Raw genomic sequence first — 25,710 nt, 5'->3', positions numbered from 1 at the left:
AACAATTTTATGAAGACAATATTAATCACCGGAGCCACTTCTGGAATAGGTAAATCCACAGCAGAGCTTTTGGCAAAACAAGGAAATAGAATTATCATTTGTGGAAGAAGAGATGAAGTACTTAAAACTTTAGATACTGAGTTATCTCAACATACCGAAATATTTAGTTTAAAGTTTGATGTAAGGAATCTTGAGGAAGTTGAAGCCGCGATCAATTCTCTTCCTGAAGAATGGAAAGATATTGATGTTCTGATCAATAATGCCGGAAATGCTCACGGACTTGATCCTCTCTCCGCTGGAAAGACCAATGACTGGGATTCTATGATTGATGGGAATGTAAAAGGATTGTTGTATGTTTCCAAAATGATCATCCCATCCATGAAAACTAAAAATTTAGGTCATATTGTAAACATTAGTTCTGTGGCTGCAAGACAAACCTACGCCAATGGAGTAGTGTATTGTGCTAGCAAAAAAGCAGTAGATGTTATTTCAGAAGGAATGAGACTGGAGCTTACCGAGTTTGGAATTAAGGTGACCAATATTCAGCCGGGAGCAGTAGAGACAGATTTCTCATTGATCAGATTCAAGGGAGATAATGAAAAGGCTGCTAATGTGTATGCCGGCTATGATGCATTGAAAGCTGAGGATATTGCAGATGCCATTGCTTATTGTGTAAACGCTCCAAAACATGTTACTATTGCGGATATGACTATTTACCCAAGCGCTCAGGCTGAACCAAGAACAATCTACAGAAAATAGTCTCAAAATAATGGAGTAAATTTGCAGAATAAAAGCGATTTTGCTTTTTTGCAATTTTGCAGTTTAGCTTAAAACGATACAATGAAAATCCTATATCTCGAAACATCATCTAAAAACTGTTCAGTAGCCGTATCTGATGATGACAAACTACTGTGTCTCTGCGAAGAGGTTTCCGAAAACTATAAACAATCTGAAAGTCTTCACACTTATGTAGAGTGGGCGCTGGAAGGGGCTGGAATTTTACTTAAGGACATTGAAGCCGTTTCTCTGGGAAAAGGACCGGGGTCTTATACCGGTCTTAGAATTGGTGCAGCCTCTGCAAAGGGGTTCTGCTACGGACTGAAAGTTCCTTTTATAGCAGTAAATTCTCTTGAAAGCATGATAGAGCCATTTTTAGGACATAACTATGACTTCATAGTGCCTTTGATTGATGCGAGGAGAATGGAGGTGTATACAGCCGTTTATGATGGTTCTACCGGAAAAGAACTCTCTGCTACCGAAGCAAAGATTTTAGATGAGAGCTCTTTTGAAGAATTAAGGGATAAAAAAGTAATCTTTGTAGGAGACGGAGCAAAGAAAGCTAAAGATATCTTACATCTTCCTGATGCAGATTTTAACGAGAATATTTATCCATCTGCACAATACCTTATCAAAAAGACGCTGGAAAAGATAAACAACAAGGACTTTGAAGATATAGCTTATTTTGAGCCTTTCTATCTCAAGGATTTCCATGGGGTAAAGAAAAAGAAAAGCGAAGAGTAAATCTTCGCTTTTTTATTTTTATTGTGGCCCTCCCGGAGGGACATTTGATTTTACCGTACCATTTGGACTTCCAATGCTGTTTTTCTGCTGTTGGACATTATTGGGAGGATTTTTTTGAGGAGGGGTTAATTCGAAATTTTGCGAATTATTGATACCCGTTGGTTTCTTTACTCCTTCATTATTCATTTGTGGAGAATAATTATTCTGGTTACCAGATTGAACAGGGGAGGACGGCTGCTGCAGAACAGCATTTCCTTTATTGTCAGTAGCCTGGAAGCTTAGTTCACTTTTCAAATAGTTAAGCATTTCCTTGGCTCTTATCCCTTCTGGTGTTTTAGAATAGTTCAATGCGATCTGCTCAAGTTGAAGAATCATGACCTCTTTTCCACTGGACTTTCCTGCGTTAAAAGCATTTAATAAATATAGTTTTGGAACTAATGCATCTTTCGGAAATTTCTGAAGAGTCTGATCTATAACTTGTCTGCTTTCTCCAAATTTTTCTGATTCGTAAAGTGCATACGCCCTTTTATATTCATTTTCAACATCTTCCGTAGATTTTACAAAAGAAACATTTTTAGGGTTTCTTGCAAACTCTGCGTAGGAAGTGTAAGGATAATCAGTCAAAAGAATTTGTTTTGCCCTGTCTGATGCTTGAGGGTTTCTCTCATAATTCATGGCAAATATCTCATACAATGCCTGTAGCATTACTTTTTCTTCCGGTTTTACATCTACAAGATCGTAAAGTGTTTTAGTCGCTAGGGGAGTATTGGTAAAATAATTCTGATACATGATACCAAGTCCTAAGGAAGCCGTATCCCTATCCTTTTTTAATTGGCCTAATTTGCCTTGGTCAGTAGGAATCTGTTCAATATAATAGCTCGGTTCAAAACGCCTTGGATTAGGCGCTGAAGTTACCCCAAGAGCTTCATTTTTCATATCCTCAATAGAAGCCATCTTTTTGGAGAAACGCCAGTTATCAGAAAGAGCTCTGTCTCCCCAGACCTGTTTAAACGAAGATGTTCCCTTACTTACAGTTCCGGTATTATTGAAATAAAAACCTTTCGTAGTTACCCCAAAATCTTCAAATGCATTGGAATTATTATTAGCAAAAATCGAATTAGAGTTATAGTCTCCGGTGTCAAAACCTTTAATTCTTTCAGCACGTTTTCTTTCCAGTTCTTCCTTTTCTTCCTTGATCTTTAATTTTGCAATATGCTTTGAGAAAAAATCTGTTTTCTGAGCGTCATTCATTCTTGCCAAAGAAAGAATACTGTCATTCTTCTTGATAAGATAATAGTTTTTTGAGATCTTTTTGATGTATTCAGACTGATCTTTCAATAATATTTTTGACGGTTCATAGGTCATTACAGCAAGTGCAGAATCATAATAACTGCCCGCTCCGATATAGTCATTCTTGTCCAGATAGCTTTTTCCTATTTCGTAATAAGCCAAACCACGGACTTGCGGATCGGAAACCTTTTCAAATAAAGACTTTCTGAAAAATTGCTGTGCTTCATCTTTTTTTCCTGCTTTATTGGCCATTAGACCCAAAGCATAGTAAAATTCATTCTTTCTGGAACCATAAGTTCCTTTTTTACTGATTCCTTCCAGATAGTTTTTAGCCCCATTATAATCTCCCTTACCATTAAAAGTTTTGGCAATGGCAATTTGAGATTTTACTTCAAATTCAAAATCACTGGAATACTTGTAGGCAGCAGTGTAACTTTCTCTGGCCTTATCATTTTGACCCAAATTTTCAAGAACCTGACCTCTCAGATAAGCAATTCTGCTCTTCAGTTTTCTGTTGGAATTCAGTTCAAAAGCAAGATCAAGTTCCTTAGATGCCTCTTCTTTTTTACCAGCATCTAAAAGAGATTCAGCATAATAAATACTTAATAGTTTTGCATAAGTTTTACTAATATCCTCGCCCTTTAGCTTGGCAAAAGTTTCATGAGCTCTGTGATAATCTTTGATTTTATCATAAGCAACTCCCTGATAAATTCTTGCCAATGGAACCCTTTTGTCATCTTTCATATGAGTGAAAACATAATTGAGGGCATCCATTGCCTGTAGAGGCTTATTCTGGTAAATTCTAGACTGTGCAAGAATCATATAGGCATCAAAAATCTGCTTGTTTTTTTCTTCACCGTTTCGGGTTACAGAATATTTGTTGATTGCTTTTAAAGCCTTAGCTTCAGCAATTTCTAATGTCGTAGCACCTTTATTCTGACCTTCATCAGGATTATTTTGACCAGGTCCTCCCGGTGGTCCCTGCATATTGGGAACTCCTGAATTGCTTCTTGACGAAGATCTGTTGGCTACTTCAGCCATTTTCATCGAATTCTCTGCAAAAGCGGTTGATTGGCCAAGATCACTTCCTAAAGGCTGATCTTCAAAAGTAAGGATAGGGATATAAGGAGCATAAAAATTGTCCTTATGTCCTTTATCTCGGGCGGTAAACTCACTGTTCAATGCATCTTTGGCATTAAATAGAGTGTTATAATATGTGGAAAATCCTTTTAATAGTTTTGATCGTTGTTCCGGCTTTTTTGTTTTGGTAGCACAGGAAGCAACGAGACAGATTACTAAAAGGAACAATATATTCTTTTTCATTATTCAATATAACTCGCTAATTTGCTTTTTATTATCAGCAGTTTGATGATTTTGTAAAAATAATAAAATTTTATAATGAATAATATTTATATTTCTTTCTGAAATATTTTATTTCATCTTTACATAGGTCAGGAACCTCATAATTTTTTAAATTATTGAAGTTTCTTTCAAAATTTTATATACAATATGAGTAGGAAGACCCATAATGGTATAAAAGCTTCCTGTCATTTTACTGATTTTTGCCATTCCTAGCCATTCCTGAATACCATAGCTGCCGGCTTTATCAAAAGGTTTGTAATTTTGAATGTAATATTTTATTTCATCATCACTGATGTCATCCAGTGTTACATCTGCTACATCCGTTTCGGTAAAGACTTTATCAACAGTTTTAATCGTAATTCCGGTATATACCTGATGGGTTTTTCCCGAAAGACTGCGAAGCATATTGAAAGCATCTGTTTCATCCTTGGGTTTGCCAAGAATCTGATGATCAACAGCAACTACTGTATCTGCGGTCAATAATACTTCGTCAGTTGTTAAGCTTCTGAATGCGTCTGCTTTTAATTCAGACAAATACGCTGCTGCTGCTTCTATCTTAATGTGTTCAGGAAGAATTTCCTCACAGTCAATTTTTACAACTTCAAATTCAAAACCAAGGCTGGAAAGAAGTTCCTTTCTTCTTGGTGATTGGGATGCTAAAAGTAATTTCATGAATAAAGATTATACAGATTGAGTGTTATCATCATGCCAGTTTCCCTGAACTTTCATTACCTGTTCTATCACATCACGTACAGCGCCACTTCCTCCTTTTTTGGGAGAAATATAATCAGATACCCCCTTTACCTCAGGAACAGCATTTTCAGGACACGCCGCAATCGCAGAACTTTCCATAATATGAATATCCGGAAGATCATCACCCATGGTTAGAATCTCCTCATTTTTAAGGTTGTACTTCTTTTTAAAATCTTCAAAATCCTCAATCTTGTTATGAGATTTAGGGTAATAATCCTGAATTCCAAGATAATTGATCCTGTGTTTTACCATTTCATCATTTCCACCAGTGATTACACCTATTAAATAATTGTTTTTTAATGCTTTAACTACTGCATATCCGTCCAGAACATTCATTACTCTGCACATATTTCCTCCAGGCATCAGATACACACTTCCATCTGTGAAAACTCCGTCTACATCAAATACAAATGCCTTAATATCTTTTAATTTCTCTTTATAACTCATACATTTTTTGAATAGAATGATTCATTGTCTTGTAAATTTCAAGACTCTCTTCGTTTTTTATTAGCTGCTCATGTAACTCTAAAACCCTTAGGTCATTTCTCACAGCGGGTCCGGTTTGGGCCATTTTAGGTTCTATTTCGTGGATCTTCTGAATTGTTTCATCAATCAACGGTAAAAAGTAATCAAACGGAATCTCCTGAGAATCCGAAATTTCTTTTGCTCTTGAAAAAAGATGATTCACAAAATTGCAGGCAAAAACAGCTGTCAAATGAATGTATTTTCTTTTTTCATGATTGCTTTCCATTACATTTTTTGAAATTCTCGAAGCAAGTTCAAAAAGAGTTTTCTGATCTGCTTCATTTTCAGTTTCAATGAAAAACGGAATTTTTTCATATTCCAGTTCTTTTGATTTTGAAAAGGTCTGCAAAGGATAAAAACTTGATTTTCTGTATTCACCAATCAGAGCTTCCTTCGGAAGCGAACCTGAAGTATGAGCTACCAAACAATCTTTTTTAGTAATGATTTTTGATACCTGCTCTACAGAATTATCGCTTACACAGATAATGTAAAGATCTGCATTTTCCAAGTGTTCTGTGGAATAGGGAATACTCAATTCTTCAGAAATCTTACTTAATTCTTTTTCGTTCCTGCCAAAAATCTGGGCCAGAGAAATCCCTTTCAAAGTGAAAGCTTTTGCCATGTGATAGGCAACATTTCCGGAACCGATAATTACAATTTGCATCTAACAAATATAGGATTTTAAGCTGAGTCAGGAAAGGAAGAAGAGTACAGATGCTATGAAGATAAATATAGGCACGTTTATTGCGTAACTGTCTCATATTATTTTTAATATTTAAACTGAAAATTGAATAATTAATTTAACTTTCAGCTATTTTTGTAATCCAAAACAATGAAAGGCATCTTATGAAGATTAAGGACGCGGAAATTATTTCGTTGATGCAGAATCCACGGACCCAGGATAAAGGTGTCCGTGCCTTGATGGATGCCTATCAAAGCAGATTGTACTGGCACATAAGAAGAATTATTGTGGACGGGGATCTTGCCCAGGATACTTTGCAGGAAACTTTTATTAAAGCTTATCAGAATTTTCATCAGTTCAAGAATGATAGCCAGTTGTATACCTGGCTGTACAGAATTGCTACCAATGAAGCCCTGCAGCAGGTTAATAAAATGAAAAAAATGCAGAAGACAGATGAAGACCCGGAGTATCACATGCAAAATCTTGTTGCAGATAATACTGATGACGATGCCGAAGAAATACAAATCTTGCTTCAGAACGCTATACAAAGCCTGCCCGAAAAACAGAAACTGGTATTTATGATGCGGTATTATGATGATTTACCTTATGAGGAAATCTCAAAAATTGTAGACATGTCTGTAGGGACATTAAAGACCAATTATCATTATGCCAAGCAGAAAATAGAAGATTATATTAAGAAAAATTACGAAAGATAATTTTTGAGAAAACAAAGATGAAAGAGTTCGACATAGAAAAACTAGAACGTAAAAACATTTACACAGTCCCTGATAATTTGTTTGAAAATATTCAGGAGAGCATTTTGAATGATATAAAGACAGAAAAAAAAGCGCCTGTCTTTAAGTTAAACTGGATGTATGCTGTAGCTGCGTCACTGGCTTTGATCTTTGGAATAACCTTTGTTTTTAATTACAATAATGATTCAACAGATAAAGGATTAGATTCACAAGAAACATATGCGGTGAATAAAGGAGAACCCAAAACTGAGGGAGAAATTGCATATGAAACCTTGAAAGAAGATTTAACTTCAGTGGAAAATAATGATCAAACATTTGTAAATCAGAAGAATAATGCTGATTTTTCCATCAATGCTAAAAGCGGGAATGAAAAAGAAGCAGTATCACAAAAACCAGTGAAAGCTGTAGTGAAAAAAGAAGAAAGCAGAATGAATGAATATCTGGATTCATTTTCCAATTCTGAAATTGCAGAATTGGCCAGTAACTCAACTCAGGACGTTTATTTGGATTTATATAACTAATAAAGAAAGATGAAAAAGATAATATTGACGTTTTTTATTATTTATGGTTTTGGCTTTAATGCTCAAATCAATGATTATGATTGGAAAAAGATGGATCCTAAACAAAGAAAGGAAGTCATCAACAATCTTTCTCCTGAAGAAAGAAAGGAACTTCTGAAGAAATTCAGAAACAATATGATCATGGATAATTTGAATGTTGATGCCGGTGATAAAGCAGAATTTACACAGCTTTATAACGAGTATCTGGACAGTCAGAAACAGATAAAAAGTCAGTTTGATCCAGGCTTTAATCCTGAAACTTTATCAGATGATGAAGCTAAAGCAAAACTGCAACAAAGTTTTGAAATAGGACAGAGACTTCTGGATAACAGAAAAAAATATGCAGAAAAAATGCAACAGGTAATTCCCTGCCAGAAAGTTCTGAAGCTGTTTCAGTCTGAGGGTATGATGCGGGATAAAATGAATGAAAGAAAACCTCACGGAAACAATAATGCTACGGGACCTAAACAGACCCCATAATAGTTTATTTTTTTAATGTTGGACGGCTCTCACAGATCTTTTTGTGGGAGCCGTTTGATTAAATTTATATTTTTGTGGAAACTGATTTTATGAAGAAGATGCTTCAAATTGTACTTATTTGTATTACCATAATCACTTTCGCTCAAAAGAAAGAAATTATAAAATTGAAAGGCAATATTCCAAATAACGGAGACCGTGAATACAGCGCATTACACGTTATAGACCAGAGAATAGATAAAACCATCGGAATCCTCCCTTTTGATGATCAAAAAGAAACCAGAGAGGTTGTTTTTGAAACTTCTCCTAATGAAGATTTAGGAAATTGGTATCGTAAAAGCAACTATAAAGGAGGAAAACAAGAACTGATTTTGGTTTTAAAAGAGTTGAAACTGTCTGTAAAAGAGTCGGGAGGTACAAGAGATTTTGGGACCATTGATTTCTCAGTACAAGCTTTTGCAAAAGAAATAGACCAATATCATTTTTTGTATAAAAAGGATACTGTTTTTGCCTTCAGTGGTAAAAATGTCTCCGATATTATGGTTAAAAATATTCACCATATTTTCTCCGGATTTCTTTCATTAACCTATAATAAAAAGCCAAATATGGATATTTTAACCATTAATGAGGCTTCAGACTACGAGGGTTATATTAAAAATAACTATAAAATCTTTAAAACAGAAATTCTTAAAGATGGAGTGTACCTAGATTATATATCATTTTTTAAACAGATTCCTGAGGAGGGAACTGTTACTCTGGAAAAAAGTGAACATAGTGGAGGTGTTGTTAAAGCAATATTAGATAAAGATGGGAAAAAGAGGAAGATTTCGGCCTCTAAGATGTTTGCTTACGTAGAAAATGGAAAAGCTTTTAAAAAAGTATTTGAAAGGTTTTTAGAATTAAACAGAAATGAAAAAGGGTTTTATCTCTTATCTAAACCTGCTGATATTTTTTCAACACAAGTAAGTCCTTTTGCCATGATGGGTCTGGCGGGAGTATTAATACAAAGTATAGCAACAGACAGAACAAATAATGATGCTGTGAAAGAAATTTATATTGATCCTCTTACTGGAGAATATGACATTTCTGATGAAAATTTAAATAAATTGATACAATAAGATGATGAAAGACAATAATCTCTCTCTTTTTTTTATCTTTGCAAATTACAAGATTCTTAAATGAAAAACATACGAAATTTTTGCATAATCGCTCATATCGACCACGGTAAAAGTACCTTGGCAGACCGTCTTTTGGAGTATACGAATACAGTTACTCAAAGAGAATTACAGTCTCAGACGCTTGATGATATGGATTTGGAAAAAGAACGTGGGATTACAATTAAATCTCACGCGATCCAGATGGATTATGAATATAAAGGCGAAAAATATATCTTAAACCTGATTGATACACCGGGGCACGTTGACTTCTCTTATGAGGTTTCCCGTTCCATTGCTGCCTGTGAAGGCGCACTTCTTATTGTAGATGCTGCACAGAGCATTCAGGCACAAACGATCAGTAATTTATATTTGGCCCTGGAAAATGATTTAACAATCATTCCGATTTTAAATAAAATTGACCTTCCATCAGCAAATCCTGAAGAAGTAACCGATGAGATCATGAACCTGATTGGTTGCGAATATGAGGATGTATTAAGAGTTTCAGGAAAAACAGGAGAGGGAGTTCATCATTTATTAGAGCAGATCGTAGAGAGAATTCCCGCACCTGTAGGAAACCCTGATGGTCCGCTTCAAGCATTGATTTTTGACTCTGTTTACAATCCATTTAGAGGAATTGAAGCCTATTTCAAAGTAGTAAACGGAAGCATTACTAAAAATGAAAAAATTAAATTCTTTGCTACCGGTAAAGAATATGGAGCAGATGAAGTAGGTACCTTAAAATTAAAGCAGGTTCCAAAGAAGAGTGTGCAGTGTGGAGATGTAGGATACTTGGTTTCCGGTATTAAGGATGCCCGTGAAGTAAAAGTAGGAGATACGATTACTTCATTTGACAAACCGGCTGCTGGCCCAATCGATGGATTTGAGGAAGTGAAGCCAATGGTATTTGCTGGTATTTATCCAATTGATTCTGAAGACTTTGAGGAGCTAAGATTCTCCTTAGAAAAATTAAGATTGAATGATGCTTCCCTTGTTTTCGAACCGGAAAGTTCTGCAGCTCTTGGTTTTGGATTCCGTTGCGGATTCTTAGGAATGCTTCACATGGAGATTGTTCAGGAACGTCTTGATAGAGAGTTCAATATGAACGTAATCACAACGGTACCCAACGTTTCTTATTTTGGATATACTAAAAAAGAACCTGAAGTTCCAATCTTGATTAATAACCCATCAGAAATGATGGATCCATCAACAATGGATAGAGTAGAAGAGCCATTCATTAAGGCGTCTATCATTACAAAATCTGACTTTGTAGGAGCTGTAATGACTCTATGTATTGAAAAAAGAGGAGAGATCGTTAATCAAAGTTATTTAACATCAGAAAGAGTAGAATTGATTTTCAATATGCCTTTGGCTGAAGTTGTTTTTGACTTCTATGACAGATTAAAATCAATCTCTAAAGGATATGCATCATTCGATTACCATCCAATTGGTTTCAGAGCTTCTAAACTTGTAAAAATGGATATCCTGATCAATGGTGATATGGTAGATGCGCTTTCATCTTTGATTCACGACAGTAATGCATACTACATCGGTAAAAGAATGTGTGAAAAACTTCGTGAGCTAATTCCAAGACAACAGTTTGATATTGCTGTTCAGGCAGCTTTGGGAACTAAGGTTATTGCAAGAGAAACAATTAAGGCCTTAAGAAAAGACGTTACGGCAAAATGTTACGGAGGAGATATTTCCAGAAAGCGTAAACTATTGGAAAAGCAGAAAGAAGGTAAGAAGAAAATGAAGCAGATCGGAAGGGTAGAAGTACCACAATCTGCGTTCATGGCTGTATTAAAGCTTAATGATTAAGACAAACATTAATGATATTAAAACCGGTAGTTATACCGGTTTTTTTGTGTTTTATCTTCATAATTGAAATATATTTTCCTTTTAAAAAGGTGTTTTTATAACAATGCAATTAACATAATATAAGTTTTTATATTCTGATATTTCTTTATACTATATTTACGCAAAATTAATTTCCATGAAAAAAATCTATTTGCTTGGCGGGATATTGTGCTCCGCCTGGTTTTATTCCCAGAGTCTGGTGGGAGGGCTCAATTCTGGTGGGGTATCCAATGAGAATCTTATTCATACTGTTGGAGAAATTTATGTAGTACCTACTAATCCAGATGAACAGAATTCTGGTACGTTGGGAGTACTTTCTCAGACTGTATTAACCGTCTTAGGCGTTAATGAGGTTGTTACCAATCAAGAAAAAATAAATGTTTTTCCTAATCCAACAGCAGATTATATTACCATAACTGTCTCTTCAAAGACAAAACCGAAAGATGTTTCGATATATGACATGTCAGGAAAATTGGTTTCTCAAAAGGAAATTAATAACAGTCGTATTGACCTTTCGTTCTTGCCTAAGGGAGTTTATATGCTTACATTCAATAATTTAGAACTAAAACCTGTGAAAATTATAAAAAAATAAACGAGTACCATGAAAAAACTATACACTCTTATTCTAGCTCTTTCCACAGCCGTGGTTTTTGCACAGCTTCCTGATGCATTTTCTTATCAAGCTATTGCTTTTAATTCTGGCGGAGTACCCGTAGCGAATAGCAATGTATCTGTGAGAATCAGTATTTTAAATAATTCTGTGAACGGAACTAATCTTTATACTGAGACCCATTCTAAAACAACTAATTCCAAGGGATTAATTAATCTGAATATCGGACAAGGAACTCCTGTTTCCGGAGTATTTTCAGGAATAAACTGGTCTGTAAATTCCAAATTCATCAAAGTGGAAATGGATCCTGCAGGAGGCAGCAATTATACTAATGTTGGTACAAATCAGTTAATGAGTGTCCCTTATGCCATGGTCGCTCAAAAAATTGATGTTTCTTCCCCAAATTCTTCAATAGGAGATGATATTATTGAGGGAAAAAGCAGTAATTATTATTTTCTGGATAAGTTTGATCGCAAGATATATGCTTTTAATTCCAAAACAGGAACATGGTCTTCCAAACTATATAATGTAGGATATAGTAACAATAATATACTTCCCACTATTACGGCTTCCAATGGTAATATTATATTCACAGACAAATATGAACGAACGGTAAACGTTTTCAACTCCAAGACTGGAAATTGGTCTTCCCAGCTTTATAATGTTTGGTATTATAACAACGGCCTTTCGAGTCCTAGTGTGGTAACCTTAGATAGCGGTAATGTAATGTTTATTGATAATCATGATCATAAAGTATATACATTCAATTATATTAGCGGAGGATGGGCAGAAAAAGAATTCAACATTGGCTATCCTAACAATAATATTGCTCCTACCGTTATCTATTCAGGAAGTAACTTCGCATTCGTAGACAAATATGAACATAGTGTAAAAGTGTTCAACTCAAAAACGATGGAATGGAAGACTCAGGAATTTAGCCTTGGATATTTTTACAATGATGGAGGTTTAGGAAATCCGGAAATCACAGTTTCCAATGGGAATTTCCTTTTTACGGATAAATATGACCATAAAGTTTATGTATTTAATTCAAAAACAGGAAATTGGGTGGTTCAGGAATTCAATGTAGGATACTTTAATAATAATATGAGTACTCCGACTACCTTGGTGTCGGAAACTAAATAAATAAAAAACCCGCTTCAGTTGAAGCGGGTTTTTTATTTTATTTTTTACGGGTGAATTTTATTTCCATTGTTTTCATTTCTTTTCCTGTTTTAGGATTAGGACCATACATTTCCAAGGTATGGTTATTGTCATCAGTAAAAGTATAGACCTCCCTTACTTCACATTCTTTTCCTGGCTGGCTAGGGTCTGTCATTTTACCTTTAAAATCAATTGATTTTTTAGTTGGGTTCCAGTCTCCTTCTGCATGCATTAATCCTGTTCCCATATTGTCTATCCACGTACTTACAAACTTTTTCTTGGAATTATCGTATCCCATAATGCTCATTCCTTCAAATGGCATTCCCATGAAATTTCCTTTGTAATTACTTACCTGATATCGGCCTTCAAAAATCATTTTATTAGTGCATTCAGAAGTACTTGTCGCTGCCTTTCCGCTATCGTCCATCCACATACTGGTAGCACCAGTCCAATTTCCATCAAATTTGGCTAGCATTTTATGCATGTCACCCGGGGTTGCAAATTCCATCCATGCTTTCGTTGCAGTAGCAGAATCTACAGGCTTCCATTCAGAAGCTGAAGTCATAGAATCTTTTTTCTCCGAATTTTCAGAGCTAGAGGTTTTTCCTTTTTCACATGAGATAAGTAGAAAACCGATTGTGATAATTGTTAGGAGATTTTTCATAAATATTTAATTTTAAGTTGGTTAGAATGATAACTTAAAGGTATGAACTTTTATTATAGATGAAAATATTTTTTATTCCTGCGATAAATCGTAACTTTGTGTATTCGTAACGCAAATTAATTTATGGAGTCTCCTAAAAAATTACAAGATATAAAAGTAGCTGTAGATGCTGTTATTTTCGGCTACTTCGATAAGAAAGACCTGCAAATACTTCTCATCAAAAGAAATATTGAGCCTTTTAAAGGAGGATGGGCGCTTCCCGGCGGATTGGTTCTGGATGATGAGAACTTGGATGATGCCGTGAAAAGAGAGCTGCATGAAGAAGCCGGTATTAAACCTGATTTTTTAGAACAACTCTATACATTTGGTAACATAGGTCGGGATCCCCGAAATAGAGTGGTTTCTGTGGCTTATCTGGGGCTTGTAAACCCCTCTTACCATGAACTGTTTGCAGATTCTGATGCAGATGATGCCCAATGGTTCAGCATCAATAAGCTCCCATCGGTTGCCTTTGATCATAAAACGATTATTGATATTGCACTCAAAAGACTTCGTACAAAAATTCAATACCAACCGATCGGCTTCAACCTTCTCAATGAAGAATTTCCTTTCTCGGATCTTGAAAACCTTTATAAAACAATTGTAGGACAGGAAATAGACCGAAGAAACTTTCGTAAAAAAATTATGAGTTACGGGCTGCTTAATGAAACTAATAATGTTAAAAAAGAAGGAAGCGGAAGACCAGGTAAACTCTTTACGTTCAATCAGGAAAAATATAAAGAACTTGAAGAAGAGGGATTCTACTTTGAAATCAAATAGTTTTATTTAAAAGATTCATGATACCATACAAATGGCATTCAATAGGAACGGGCTTTAGCCCGTTTTTTTATAAATATACATTCCGTTAGCTTCAGCCAAAATCTATTTAATTCTTGTTATTTGTATAAATATTTTACCATTTTATTTTTTCTGGATTAAAATTTATTCATTGTAAATCAGATAATTATGTTTATTAGTGTAAAAATAACGCAAATAAATTTGGCTGGGAAAATAATAATCCTTTAAATTTGTGTAAAAATAACACATAATGAATTACACCATACAAAATATTAAAGACAAATTTCAGAGGAAGGAAAGAATTAAGCTCTTGTTTTTCTGGGGACACACTGTTAAAGATGAAATTACCAAGTCATGCTTTAGCCAATGGTTTTTAGGAAGATTTGAAGAAAACGGAATCATTTATAAAACTGCGGAACATTATATGATGGCCGGAAAAGCAAGATTATTTAATGATACTGAAACCCTGGAAGAGATATTGCAGGCGGCTACTCCCAATCAGGTAAAAAGTTTGGGTAGAAAGGTAAAGAACTTTGATCCAAAAATCTGGGATGAACACAAATATGAAATTGTGAGAAAAGGCAATCTTTTAAAATTTTCCCAGAATAAAGAATTTAAAGACTTTCTTTTATCTACCAATGATAAAATCCTTGTAGAAGCCAGTCCTTATGATAAAATATGGGGAATAGGAATGCTGGAAACAGATCCAAGAGCAGAAAACCCATTGCTATGGAACGGCGAAAATCTTTTAGGATTTGCACTGATGGAGGTAAGGGATGAATTGAGAGGGTAAAAACACAATAACCAGTCACAAAATATTAATCATGGAAAAAACAGAATTACACCCACAGATATTTCTGATTGAGGATTTTCTCACAGAAGCTGAATGTAATGATTATATAGCTTTGTCACACGAAAAGGTTTTTGAAGAAGCAAAGATTAATGTTGGAGGGAGACAGCTTATGAGCAAAGGGATCAGAAATAATGAACGACTGATGATTTTTGATAATAATCTGGCAGAAGACCTTTTCAAAAAAGCGGCTGAATTTCTTCCACAGGATCATGAAGATTTTAGCCTTCTGAATTTCAACGAAATGTTCAGAGTATATAAGTATTCAGTGGGACAACAATTCAAAATGCATCGGGACGGAAGTTACATCAGAAATGAAAAGGAGAAAAGCTTCTACACATTTTTGATCTATCTGAATGATGACTTTGAGGGTGGAGAAACAGAATTTGAAAATTTGTTTACGGTAGCCCCTAAAAAAGGAACAGCATTAATCTTTTATCACCCTTTAAGACACGAAGGAAAAACACTAATCAGTGGTTTGAAGTATGTTTTGAGAACAGACGTAATGTATTCCAGTAAAAAGTAAAGAACTTAATGCAGGAATAATGCATAGCTATGTCTTTTTTAATTAGCGTAATAATAACACAAAAAAAATAATCAGATATGGAAGATGAATTAAAACCAAGATTTATCGAATCATTACAAAGAAATAATGACCAGATCAGAGAAGACCGTGCAAGAACAATCGGAGAAGATTCAGAACTGATTTACAGGCGCAGGGTTGAAGATCTCGAGTTGAAAATAAAAAGACTTGAGCGCGAGCAGGAGGGGCTTATTGATATCAGCCCTTTGGACAGAAACAGTTTGACTTTTGTGGATTTTAATCCCGAAGCATTCGTTCAGAAAGACATGGAATTATCATTAACAATCAGAAATCTAAATATCCAACTCGAAGTTACCCAAAAGCGATTTGAATATTTATTTGGAAAAACATTTTAGTCATGGGAAGTACAAGATACGATATAGATGCTCGTTATGACAGAGCAAGCAGAGCAGGTTACGGAACAAAATCTGCGGGAGAAATCTTCACACAGAACGCCAAAAGAATGGCACATAAAACAATGATTCCTCATGGAATAACCTTCAGAGAATCCAGAGATTCTGAGGTACATCCAAATTCGGTTCCGATTATTTTAGGACTGGATGTAACCGGAAGTATGGGACATATTCCGCATGAACTGATTAGGGAAGGGCTGCCTAAGCTGATGGGTGGAATTATTCAGGGTGGAGTTCCAGATCCGGCACTGCTTTTCCTGGGAATCGGGGATCATGAATGTGATAGCTACCCATTACAGGTAGGGCAGTTTGAATCAGGTGATGAAGAATTGGATATGTGGCTTACCCGCACTTATATTGAATCCGGCGGGGGTGGAAATGCTGGTGAAAGCTATCTTTTGGCCTGGTATTTCGCAGCATTCCATACCAGAACAGATGCTTTTGAGAAAAGAAACCAAAAAGGATTGCTATTCACGGTAGGAGATGAGCCTTGTCTTAAAGTGCTTTCAGCATCTGCCATTCGGGAGATTATGGGATCCGGACAACAAACCTACACGCATTATGAATTACTGGAGGAAGTAAAAAAGCGATACGAAGTTTATCACATTAATGTTCTCCATTCTGATCAGGCACTAAGAGCAAACAGGGATTGGAAAGAATTGTTGGGACAAAACTGTATATCAATAGAAGACCATAGAGAAATTCCGAATGTTATTAAAAAAATTATCTGTGAAAAATATAAAGATAAAACCTTTAGAACAACAGATATTGAAGGATTAGACAACGTTGAAATGCTTTAGATCATGAAAAAAGCGCAAATAGTTATAGGCTTGGGTTTCGGTGATGAGGGAAAAGGAATTACGACAGATTTTTTAGCTTCTCAGAATCAAAATTCCGTAGTAATAAGATTTTCAGGAGGGCAGCAGGCTGCTCATACGGTAATGATTGATGATCAGAAACACGTTCATTCCAGCTTTGCAAGCGGAGCACTTCGAGGATTAGCCTCTTATTTTACTGAACATTGCACTATTCACCCTACATTTTTACTGAATGAAAGAGAGGAATTAAAGGCAAAAAACGGAAACATAGAGCTTCATATTCATCCATTAGCTAAGGTAACCACTCCTTTTGATGTCTGGCAAAACAGAACAAATTCAAAAAATCTGGAGCACGGGACCTGTGGTAAAGGAATAGGAGCCACCATGAAAAGACACGAAAGCCCTTATAAACTATTTGCCATTGATCTTATTGCCCCACGGGAAATGTTGATAGAAAAACTGAAAGGAATTGCTTATTACTATGGTTTTATGGAAGAAAATCAGATACAAGAACAGCTAAAGCCCTTTTTAGAAGCCATTGATCAGATAGATTGGAAAATTGATGATTATAACTATCTGAAGTCATTTGAAAATCTCATTTTCGAGGGAAGTCAGGGTGTTTTACTCGATATGGATCATGGTATTTTTCCGAATGTAACCTATGCTCACACGACCTCAAAAAATGCATATGAGATCTGTAAACAGCTTAAAATTGAAGAAATTGAAATGTACTACGTGACGAGAAGCTATGGGACACGCCACGGAAATGGCTGGATGAGCAATGAAAAGGAGATCATTTTAAAAAACAACCAAGAAGAAACCTGTACTTTTAATGAATACCAGAAAGAACTTCGGTTTGGGGATTTAGATTACAATTTATTGAATTATGCCTTGAAATTAGATGGGGCATATATCTGTTCAACGAAAAACAACCTTGTTGTAACCTGTTTAGATCAGATGGATGAAAAATTTAAAATTGATAAGCTGGAAATGAAGTTTGATACTGTTTACGGATCATATTCTCCTTATGCAAAGGATTTTGAAAATCTCTCTGAAATCCTGTAAGATAGAGGGATTAATTCTATATTTAGTGTGAAAATAGAATGAGGTTGGGAATAATGAATTAAAAATAAAAGATGAAAGAATTTGAAATAAGAGCAGATTATAACAGAGATACTATTGTCGTATATCAGGCTTATAATAATGAAATTGCAAAATCTGCAGTAGAAAATCAGAAATTTTGTGCTCCTTTTTCGTTTAACAGAATGACTTGGATTAAACCGTCTTTTCTTTGGATGATGGAACGGAGTAACTACGGGCAAAAATCAAATCAGGAATGCATTCTGGCAATACATATTAAGAGAGAAACCTGGGAAAAAGCACTAAGTTTAGCCATTTTAACCTCTCCCGAAAAAAGGGTTTACTCCAATCCTAAAACCTGGGAGGAACAATTTGAAAACGCAAAAGTGTATATACAATGGGATCCGGAAAGGAATATCAGAGGAAACAAATTAGATTATCGTTCAATTCAGATAGGAATTAGTCGTTATTTGATAGAAGAGTTCAACGAAGAATGGATTGTAAAAATAGAAGATTATACGCCTCTGGTAAAAAAGATTTTAAATTTTACCAAGCAGGGAGATTACAATAAAGCGAAGAAGCTATTGCCAATAGAAAAAATATATCCATTATCAGAGGAATTTGCCCACAAAATAGGAGCAGATGTTTAAAAATAGAGATGATGAAAACAAAAAGACTTTACAGACCGGTAGGAGAAAAAGAAATGATTCTGATTATAGACAGTGGATATAAAGGTTTCCCACCAAGGTTAGGATGGCAGCCTATTTTCTATCCTGTTTTGGATGAAGCTTATGCCTCTGAAATTGCTGAGAAATGGAATACCAGAGACGAAGCCGGGAACTATCTTGGTTTTGTAATCCAATTTGACGTGCAGGAAGAAGTGGCAGATCAATATCCTGCCCAAAATGTAGGAGCCAGAAACCACAACGAACTATGGGTGCCATCAGAAGAATTGGATGGTTTTAATAAAGCAATTGTCGGAAATATTGAAGTGATAAAAGTTTTTATCGGAAATGAATTTAAAGGATCTGCAAATAGCGAAATAGTTGAACTTATAGGAGTTTTAAAACAATAGCAATGAATACACTAATGAAAAAATAGTGTATTCGTGACAAAAAAGACACAATGGAAATTAAATTAAAAAAATATAAAGAACAATTACAAAACTGGCCTCAGAAAGGATACCATATCATGGTTCAATATGATGATGAAAAAATTATAGTATATCAGTCATATAAAAAAGAGATAGGTGAATTTGCGGTTAGAAATCAATATTTTGGTGGTGGATTTAGCATGGAAAGAATGACTTGGATAAAACCAAATTTCCTTTGGATGATGTATCGCAATGGCTGGGGTACAAAAGACGATCAGGAGTGTGTATTGGCAATTCACCTAAAACTGAATGCTTTTAAAAGGTATCTAGAAAATGCAGTGTATTCTTCCTATAATGTTAATTTAGGAATGTCAAGAGAAGAATGGCAGGATCAGGTGAAAGAATCTTCTGCAAGGTTACAATGGGATCCAGATCATGATCCCCATGGAAATAAATTAGAAAGAAGAGCCATACAAATTGGTTTGAGAAATGAGCTTATCCATTCTTTTGCTAAGGAAGATATTCTTTTAATTGAAGATATTTCAGATTTTGTAAAAGAACAATATAATTTTGTTTTGAATGATGACTTGGATAACCTGATTATGCCAGAGGAAAATTCATTATTATTTGAGGATGAAGAATTAAATAGAAAACTCAATTTGGCATAAAATGATTTACAAAAAACTATTAGATTAAACCAATGAAAAAACTAACCATATTAAGCGGTGCAGGAATCAGTGCCGAAAGCGGAATACAAACATTCAGAGACGGAGATGGCCTCTGGGAAAATCATAAAGTAACGGATGTGGCAAGTCCGGAAGGATGGAGAAGAAATAGAGAGATGGTTTTGGAATTTTACAACCAAAGAAGACGTCAGCTTCATGAAGTAGAACCTAACGAAGCACATCAATTGCTAGCAGAACTGGAAAAACATTTTGAGGTTCAAATCATTACCCAAAATATAGACGATCTGCACGAAAGAGCAGGCTCCACCAATATTCTTCACATTCATGGAGAGTTGTTCAAGTCTTGCTCATGTAATAATAAAAGCCTGATTTATGAACAAAAAGGAGATATAAACCCAGGCGACAAAGCTGAAGACGGAGCGCAGTTAAGACCTTTTATTGTCTGGTTTGGGGAAGATGTTCCTTTGTATCAGACGGGGAGAGATCTTGTAAAAGATTCAGATATCTTAGTGGTTATCGGAACTTCATTGCAAGTATATCCTGCGGCTGGACTGATTCATGATATCAAGGATGATTGTCTTTTAATTGTCATCAATCCCAACGAAACAGGCTTTGGCTACGGTCAGAGAGCCGTAGTGATGAAAGAACCCGCAACAAAAGGAATGAAACTATTATTTGATAAACTGGTTAATCTTGCCTAATGGAAAATAAAGTTAAGGCCGGAATTATTGGTGTCTGTATTGGTGATGCCCTCGGTGTTCCGGTAGAGTTTAAGAAAAGAGAGGATTTAAAGAAATTTCCAGTAACTAAAATGCTTGAATTTATGTCCTGGAATCAGCCTAAAGGAACATGGAGTGACGATAGCTCGTTGACGCTCTGCGTTGCTGAAGAACTTACAAAAGGATATGATCTTGAAAAGATAGGACAAAGCTTTGTAAAATGGAATAAATATGGACATTGGACCGCCCATGGAAAACTTTTCGATATAGGGGGAACAACAAGGCATTCCATTGCGAGACTTATTAAAGGTGAAAGTGCCAGATTTTCAGGAAATATCTTTGAAGAAGACAACGGAAGCGGTTCTCTAATGAGGATTCTTCCCCTTGCTTTTTATCTTGAAAAAGAAAATGATATCCAAAAGGTTTATCATACAGTAAAAGAAGTTTCATCAATTACTCACGGTCATTTTCGTTCTGTTTTTGCATGCTTTATCTATGTAATTTTTGCCATCCAATTGTTGAAAGGACACCGCAAAAAAGAAGCATATACTTATACACAGAAAGTAGCATTGAAATATTCTGAAGAACAGGGTTTTAACCCGAATGAAATTGAGCTTTTTAATAGAATTTTGAAAAAGGATATTTCTGGTTATTCCGAAGATGAAATTAAAAGTAGCGGATATGTCTTACACAGCCTGGAAGCGTCTCTATGGTGTTTTCTAAATTCAGAAAGTTATTCTAAGGCTGTTTTAAAAGCTGTAAACCTAGGAGAAGATACAGACACCACAGGAGCCATTACAGGAGGCATTGCAGGAATTTATTATGGATATGAAGATATTCCTAAAGAATGGATTTCCGAGCTGATGAGGAAAGATAATATTGAAGTATTGTGTGAAAGATTAGCTAAAAAATTGTACAACATTGATAGAACTATATAGCCTTATTTCAGAAAAGGAATTGTTGGAAATTAAGAACAAGAACTTTAAAGAGTTTCCTTGTTATCTTCCACTGCATTTTTACATTGGAAAGATGCCGGGAATTTCTGAAGAGCATTTACAATTTCTTGTAAAATTTGAAATAAACAAGAAAGACATATCTTACTTTACTACGCTTAATGAGGGAGAAATAATTACTAAAGGAACTGAAGATTTAGATAATGTTAATTCTTTGATTGAGGATAAGATTAAGATCATCGGTTTTTTTGGAAAGAACAAAGATCTCAGTCAGGACATCATGGGGATATTAGAAAATGAAAAAAGGTTTTTTGAATTCAGGTTAAAGACATATTTGGATACAAATAACAGAGAAATCATTCCTTATGATTATTTTGAACGAGAAATTGACTCTGATGATAATATATCCGAACTTACCGATGAAGAAGAAGACGCTTCTGCAAAATATTATGATGAGAAACGGTCAAAAATAAATACTTTGGAAGAAGTAGTTGGTTTTTTGATTAATGAAGAGTTAAGTGAAGATAACATCAATGAAATCAAGAATAAATCATTAGCCTCAAAGTTTGACAGTCTGGGAGGTCTTTTCGGTTTAGGAATGTATCTTAGGAACGTATTTATTTACCCTAATAAAAACGAAAACTTTATACGGTATCTAAAGACTTATGATCCGGAGTATATGGTAGATCGCGGGGAGTTTGGGGAAGGGCTTATTGAAGATTTTTTGTGGAGGAAACTCAATGATTATCTGATAACAGAGGATAGCAAAAAGAAAATTGCTGAGCTTCGGAAAGAGCAGTATGATGAAGATTCTTTTTGGGCAAACTATATCAAGGAGCAATTGCTTTCGTATAATCTTGATGAAGCAATTATTAGGGAATATCTGGATATGGAAGAAAAAAAAGATACCAGCGATGAAGATTTTGAACGTTATTATTTTGAACAGAAAAGAATTCTGACAGGAATATCCGAAGAGGAAAGATCAGTTTATGATCAGATGAAACAGGATTATTTTACGATTAGACATCTTATTAAAAAATTAAAAAACAAACCATGAACGAAATAGAAACAAAGAAAATAAGTAAATTTTTAAGCCTTATTCTAAGGCACCAACCTGAAAGTATAGGACTAAAGCTGGATGAAAACGGCTGGGCAGATGTAGAAGAGCTGAGAACAAAATCAGCTAAAAAAAGGATGCATTTTACCTTGGAGGAACTGGATGAGGTAGTGGAAACCAATAATAAAAAAAGGTTTGCTTTTAATGATGATAAAACCAAAATCAGAGCCAGCCAGGGACATTCTATTGATATAGATCTGGCCCTGGAAACATTACAACCGCCTGAATTTCTTTATCATGGAACCGCAGAAACCAATATTTCTTCCATTTTAGAAAAAGGAATCGAAAAAAGAAGCCGTCAACACGTGCACTTAAGTGCTGATAAAGAGACCGCTACAAAGGTGGGAATGAGACACGGGAAACCCATTATTCTGACCATTAGAACCGGGACAATGCATGAAGATGGGCTGTTCTTTTATCAATCTGCCAATGGAGTATGGCTGACTGAGTTTGTAGATTCAAAATATATATCAAAATAGAAAGAATAAAAAGCTTGATTGAAGCCATAAAAAATGTAGATTCCCGTCAAATGATAAGTGAAAAATAACAAAATGAACAGAACTTTAGTAATAGGTGATATCCACGGAGGATTTAAAGCATTACAGCAGATTTTTGAACGTGCTGAGGTTACTCCAAATGATAAATTGATCTTCCTGGGAGACTATGTAGATGGCTGGAGTGAATCTTCCCGAATTATTCAGTTTCTAATAGACCTTTCTCAAAAGCAGGAATGTATTTTCATCAAAGGAAATCATGATGTCTGGTGTGAAGATTGGCTGGCATTGGGACAAAGTCCTGATATGTGGCTTTTTAATGGTGGAAAAAGCACAGTAGAAAGCTATGCAGAGTATCCGCTGGAAGTTCTGGATAATCATCTTGAGTTCTTTCAAAGAATGAAAAGCTATCATGTGGATGATCAGAACCGACTGTTTATTCATGCAGGATATGCTTCCATGCACGGTCCTGAAAAAGAAGTGTATTCCAGTAACTACCGTTGGGATAGAACCCTTTGGGAAACAGCAGTAGCAATGGATAAAAAATTAGAAAGGAATTCTGAATTATACCCTAAAAGGCTGCTTTTATTCAAGGAAATATTTATCGGGCATACCCCAACATTGGATATTGGAAGTAAAATACCAACTAACAAAGCTAATGTCTGGAATATGGATACCGGAGCGGCTTTCACAGGAGCCCTATCCATTATGGATATAGACACTAGAGAATTCTGGCAAAGTGATCCGCTTCCATCCCTATACCCTGATGAAAAAGGAAGGAATTAATGATTTTTTAAATAAGCCTCATACGTTTTCAAAACCTATGGGGTTTTTCATTTTTACAGAACAATTTTGCCTTTTTGTCATTTTACTTTTTCTGACAACTTCATATTGACTAATTTTAAATCCTGAAAATAATACGTTAATGAAACTGAAATACCTCCTGCTTACACTGAGTTCGTCTCTACTTTTTGCTCAGAAAACATTTCAGACTCCTTTTGAGAAAGGAAATGGTAACCAAACCGTTACCTATGATGAGATGAATTCTTATTATGAAGATTTAGCCAAAAATTTTAATACCATTCAGTATCTTAAAAAAGGAGAAGACGATAATGGGAAACCCATTTATGTTGTCGTTTATAATCCATTTCCAGAAAAGGATATTGATAAACTGAGAAAAAATAAAGCGATTCTCTTCGTCAATAACGGAATCCATCCCGGAGAACCCGATGGAATTGATGCAACTATGATGTTGATGCGTGATCTGGCAACCAAGAAGATTAAGACCCCACAAAACTTTGTTATAGCTGCTATTTCTGCCTACAATGTCAGCGGAATGCTGAATAGAGGATCCCATTCCAGAGCTAATCAGAACGGACCGGAACAATATGGTTTTAGGGGAAATGCAAGAAACTACGACCTGAATAGAGACTTCATTAAGGCAGACTCTAAAAATGCCAGAAGCTTTCAGGAAATTTATCAATGGTTACAACCCGATGTTTTTATTGACAATCACGTAAGTAATGGGGCAGACTATCAATACACATTTACTTATATTTCAACATTTAAGGAACGTTTGGGAAATGTTCTTGGTGCCTATTTTTATAACGACTATCAAGCTAAAAACCTTGATGATATGAAGAAATTAGGATATGAAAGTACACCTTACGTAAACATTCACGGTGATGTTCCCGAAGTTGGTTTTGCTTCTTTTGAAGACTCTCCAAGATATTCTACAGGGTATACCACTTTGTTCAATTCATTGGGAACTGTTCCTGAGACCCATATGCTGAAGCCCTATGACAAAAGAGTAGATGCTACCTATAAATATATGCTGGTTAATCTGCAGAATTTAGACAAAGATTATCAAAAAATAAAACAGCTTCGTCTGGATAATCTGAAACAATATCAGGCAGGAAAACAATACGGAATCCGATGGAAAATCGACTCTACAAAGTTTACAACGATGGATTTTAAGGGCTACGAAGGAAAATATAAACCCAGTGAAGTTTCCGGAAAACCAAGACTCTATTATGACAGAAGCAAACCCTTTACAAAAAACATAAAGCTTTTTACCACAGCTGTTCCTACAGGATATATTACCATTCCTAAATACTATATAATTCCACAGTCACAATACAGGGTTATTGATGAATTTAAAAGAAACGGAATTCAGATGAAACCTATTCAAAAAGACAGCGTTGTCTTAGTAGAATCTTACAAGATCAGAGATTTTAAAACAGTAAAAAATCCTTACGAAGGACATTATCTGCATTATGAAACCACAGTTGACAAAGCTTCTAAAAATAGAACATTTACTACAGGGGATTACATGGTTTCTACAGATCAGCCTGGTATAAAATATATTATTGAAACCCTTGAACCTGAAGCGTTAGACTCTTTTTTTAATTGGAATTTTTTTGATGGAATTCTCGCTCAGAAAGAATATTATTCAGCCTATATTTTTGAAGATACCGCTGCAGAACTGTTGAAAAATGATAAAAAGCTAAAAGAAGCCTTTGAAGAAGCTAAAAGATCAGATAAAAAACTATCTGAAGATGGAGAATCACAGCTGGATTGGGTCTACAGACATTCTCCTTATTTTGAAGAAAAAACCTTTAGGCAGTATCCTGTTTATAGGGTGTTGTAATATGCTGTAAATCAAATAATAAACTAAAAAAAGACGTTTCAGT

At 35.2% G+C, this 25,710-nt stretch carries 29 protein-coding genes; 24 read left to right on the top strand and 5 right to left on the bottom strand.

The genetic code is table 11. The features are described from left to right. Positions 1–9 precede the first annotated feature (9 nt). Positions 10–759: an SDR family NAD(P)-dependent oxidoreductase gene (locus C1638_RS10850; RefSeq protein ID WP_109620868.1), complete on the top strand. Its 750-nt coding sequence runs from the start codon at positions 10–12 to the stop codon at positions 757–759. A gap of 81 nt (positions 760–840) precedes the next feature. Further along, positions 841–1,521, top strand: coding sequence for a tRNA (adenosine(37)-N6)-threonylcarbamoyltransferase complex dimerization subunit type 1 TsaB (tsaB, locus tag C1638_RS10845; RefSeq protein WP_109620866.1), 681 nt, complete (start codon positions 841–843; stop codon positions 1,519–1,521). 18 nt (positions 1,522–1,539) lie between these two features. On the opposite strand, the gene porW is transcribed toward tsaB, so the two are convergent. The 4 genes from porW to C1638_RS10825 form a co-directional block, all read right to left on the bottom strand. Continuing rightward, entirely contained in the window at positions 1,540–4,134 is a 2,595-nt protein-coding gene (gene porW, locus C1638_RS10840) for a type IX secretion system periplasmic lipoprotein PorW/SprE (RefSeq protein ID WP_109620864.1), read from the bottom strand. A gap of 147 nt (positions 4,135–4,281) precedes the next feature. After that, the gene (locus C1638_RS10835; RefSeq protein WP_109620862.1) at positions 4,282–4,845 is read right to left on the bottom strand and encodes a Maf family protein; all 564 of its coding nucleotides are present in this window, start codon (positions 4,843–4,845) and stop codon (positions 4,282–4,284) included. A gap of 9 nt (positions 4,846–4,854) precedes the next feature. Further along, positions 4,855–5,373, bottom strand: coding sequence for a KdsC family phosphatase (locus tag C1638_RS10830; RefSeq protein ID WP_076352872.1), 519 nt, complete (start codon positions 5,371–5,373; stop codon positions 4,855–4,857). Further along, positions 5,363–6,115, bottom strand: coding sequence for a Rossmann-like and DUF2520 domain-containing protein (locus C1638_RS10825; RefSeq protein WP_109620860.1), 753 nt, complete (start codon positions 6,113–6,115; stop codon positions 5,363–5,365). Before C1638_RS10825 ends, C1638_RS10830 begins: the two co-directional genes overlap by 11 nt. 182 nt (positions 6,116–6,297) lie before the next feature. Between C1638_RS10825 and C1638_RS10820 the strand changes: the two genes are divergently transcribed. The 7 genes from C1638_RS10820 (at position 6,298) to C1638_RS10790 (ending at position 12,692) form a co-directional block, all read left to right on the top strand. Next, positions 6,298–6,849: an RNA polymerase sigma factor gene (locus C1638_RS10820; RefSeq protein ID WP_109620858.1), complete on the top strand. Its 552-nt coding sequence runs from the start codon at positions 6,298–6,300 to the stop codon at positions 6,847–6,849. A 17-nt stretch (positions 6,850–6,866) separates the two neighbouring features. Next, complete coding sequence (locus tag C1638_RS10815) at positions 6,867–7,409, top strand: hypothetical protein (protein ID WP_109620856.1); 543 nt, start codon at positions 6,867–6,869, stop codon at positions 7,407–7,409. A gap of 9 nt (positions 7,410–7,418) precedes the next feature. Beyond that, positions 7,419–7,928, top strand: a complete 510-nt coding sequence (locus C1638_RS10810; RefSeq protein WP_109620854.1) for a hypothetical protein — start codon at positions 7,419–7,421, stop codon at positions 7,926–7,928. A gap of 89 nt (positions 7,929–8,017) precedes the next feature. Beyond that, positions 8,018–9,043, top strand: coding sequence for a hypothetical protein (locus C1638_RS10805; protein ID WP_109620852.1), 1,026 nt, complete (start codon positions 8,018–8,020; stop codon positions 9,041–9,043). Positions 9,044–9,103: 60 nt separating this feature from the next. Beyond that, a complete protein-coding gene (gene lepA, locus C1638_RS10800; RefSeq protein ID WP_109620850.1) occupies positions 9,104–10,900 on the top strand; it encodes a translation elongation factor 4 in 1,797 nt (598 codons plus the stop codon). 175 nt (positions 10,901–11,075) lie between these two features. After that, positions 11,076–11,531, top strand: a complete 456-nt coding sequence (locus C1638_RS10795) for a T9SS type A sorting domain-containing protein (RefSeq protein WP_109620848.1) — start codon at positions 11,076–11,078, stop codon at positions 11,529–11,531. Between the two features lie 9 nt (positions 11,532–11,540). After that, on the top strand, positions 11,541–12,692 hold the full coding sequence (locus C1638_RS10790; protein WP_109620846.1) for a DUF8740 domain-containing protein: 1,152 nt from the start codon (positions 11,541–11,543) through the stop codon (positions 12,690–12,692). A 37-nt stretch (positions 12,693–12,729) separates the two neighbouring features. On the opposite strand, the gene C1638_RS10785 is transcribed toward C1638_RS10790, so the two are convergent. Beyond that, the gene (locus C1638_RS10785; RefSeq protein ID WP_109620843.1) at positions 12,730–13,374 is read right to left on the bottom strand and encodes a DUF1579 domain-containing protein; all 645 of its coding nucleotides are present in this window, start codon (positions 13,372–13,374) and stop codon (positions 12,730–12,732) included. 123 nt (positions 13,375–13,497) lie between these two features. Here C1638_RS10785 and C1638_RS10780 point away from each other — a divergent pair, with 123 nt between their 5' ends. From C1638_RS10780 to C1638_RS10710, 15 genes are all read left to right on the top strand, one after another. After that, on the top strand, positions 13,498–14,193 hold the full coding sequence (locus C1638_RS10780) for an NUDIX hydrolase (RefSeq protein WP_109620841.1): 696 nt from the start codon (positions 13,498–13,500) through the stop codon (positions 14,191–14,193). A gap of 268 nt (positions 14,194–14,461) precedes the next feature. Beyond that, positions 14,462–15,004, top strand: coding sequence for a riboflavin biosynthesis intermediates N-glycosidase (ybiA, locus tag C1638_RS10775; RefSeq protein ID WP_109620839.1), 543 nt, complete (start codon positions 14,462–14,464; stop codon positions 15,002–15,004). Between the two features lie 31 nt (positions 15,005–15,035). After that, the gene (locus C1638_RS10770; protein WP_109620837.1) at positions 15,036–15,587 is read left to right on the top strand and encodes a 2OG-Fe(II) oxygenase; all 552 of its coding nucleotides are present in this window, start codon (positions 15,036–15,038) and stop codon (positions 15,585–15,587) included. Between the two features lie 77 nt (positions 15,588–15,664). After that, the gene (locus tag C1638_RS10765; protein ID WP_076352861.1) at positions 15,665–16,000 is read left to right on the top strand and encodes a hypothetical protein; all 336 of its coding nucleotides are present in this window, start codon (positions 15,665–15,667) and stop codon (positions 15,998–16,000) included. 2 nt (positions 16,001–16,002) lie between these two features. Next, positions 16,003–16,857, top strand: a complete 855-nt coding sequence (locus tag C1638_RS10760) for a hypothetical protein (protein ID WP_109620835.1) — start codon at positions 16,003–16,005, stop codon at positions 16,855–16,857. Positions 16,858–16,860: 3 nt separating this feature from the next. After that, the gene (locus C1638_RS10755; protein WP_109620833.1) at positions 16,861–17,940 is read left to right on the top strand and encodes an adenylosuccinate synthetase; all 1,080 of its coding nucleotides are present in this window, start codon (positions 16,861–16,863) and stop codon (positions 17,938–17,940) included. Between the two features lie 71 nt (positions 17,941–18,011). Continuing rightward, positions 18,012–18,605 (top strand): DUF4291 domain-containing protein, encoded by a 594-nt coding sequence (locus C1638_RS10750; protein WP_109620830.1) that lies wholly within the window; start codon positions 18,012–18,014, stop codon positions 18,603–18,605. Positions 18,606–18,616: 11 nt separating this feature from the next. Further along, positions 18,617–19,030 (top strand): ADP-ribosylation/crystallin J1, encoded by a 414-nt coding sequence (locus C1638_RS10745; protein ID WP_109621734.1) that lies wholly within the window; start codon positions 18,617–18,619, stop codon positions 19,028–19,030. Between the two features lie 50 nt (positions 19,031–19,080). After that, complete coding sequence (locus C1638_RS10740) at positions 19,081–19,716, top strand: DUF4291 domain-containing protein (RefSeq protein WP_109620828.1); 636 nt, start codon at positions 19,081–19,083, stop codon at positions 19,714–19,716. A gap of 32 nt (positions 19,717–19,748) precedes the next feature. Continuing rightward, positions 19,749–20,435 carry an SIR2 family NAD-dependent protein deacylase gene (locus C1638_RS10735; RefSeq protein ID WP_109620827.1) on the top strand — a complete coding sequence of 229 codons (687 nt, stop codon included), beginning with the start codon at positions 19,749–19,751 and terminating at the stop codon, positions 20,433–20,435. Then, the gene (locus tag C1638_RS10730; RefSeq protein ID WP_109620825.1) at positions 20,435–21,391 is read left to right on the top strand and encodes an ADP-ribosylglycohydrolase family protein; all 957 of its coding nucleotides are present in this window, start codon (positions 20,435–20,437) and stop codon (positions 21,389–21,391) included. The genes C1638_RS10735 and C1638_RS10730 overlap by 1 nt, the downstream gene beginning before the upstream one ends. Beyond that, the gene (locus C1638_RS10725; protein WP_109620823.1) at positions 21,375–22,463 is read left to right on the top strand and encodes a hypothetical protein; all 1,089 of its coding nucleotides are present in this window, start codon (positions 21,375–21,377) and stop codon (positions 22,461–22,463) included. The genes C1638_RS10730 and C1638_RS10725 overlap by 17 nt, the downstream gene beginning before the upstream one ends. Then, positions 22,460–23,002, top strand: a complete 543-nt coding sequence (locus C1638_RS10720; RefSeq protein WP_109620821.1) for an RNA 2'-phosphotransferase — start codon at positions 22,460–22,462, stop codon at positions 23,000–23,002. The genes C1638_RS10725 and C1638_RS10720 overlap by 4 nt, the downstream gene beginning before the upstream one ends. 72 nt (positions 23,003–23,074) lie before the next feature. After that, the gene (locus tag C1638_RS10715; protein ID WP_109621732.1) at positions 23,075–23,803 is read left to right on the top strand and encodes a metallophosphoesterase family protein; all 729 of its coding nucleotides are present in this window, start codon (positions 23,075–23,077) and stop codon (positions 23,801–23,803) included. A gap of 139 nt (positions 23,804–23,942) precedes the next feature. Further along, positions 23,943–25,667 carry a M14 family metallopeptidase gene (locus C1638_RS10710; RefSeq protein WP_109620819.1) on the top strand — a complete coding sequence of 575 codons (1,725 nt, stop codon included), beginning with the start codon at positions 23,943–23,945 and terminating at the stop codon, positions 25,665–25,667. The last annotated feature ends 43 nt before the right edge of the window (positions 25,668–25,710 follow it).

The sequence above is a fragment of the Chryseobacterium oncorhynchi genome, assembly GCF_002899895.1.
Lineage (GTDB): Bacteria > Bacteroidota > Bacteroidia > Flavobacteriales > Weeksellaceae > Chryseobacterium > Chryseobacterium oncorhynchi.
Note: the sequence above shows the minus strand (reverse complement) of the source record. Positions and strands in the feature narration are given on the sequence as shown.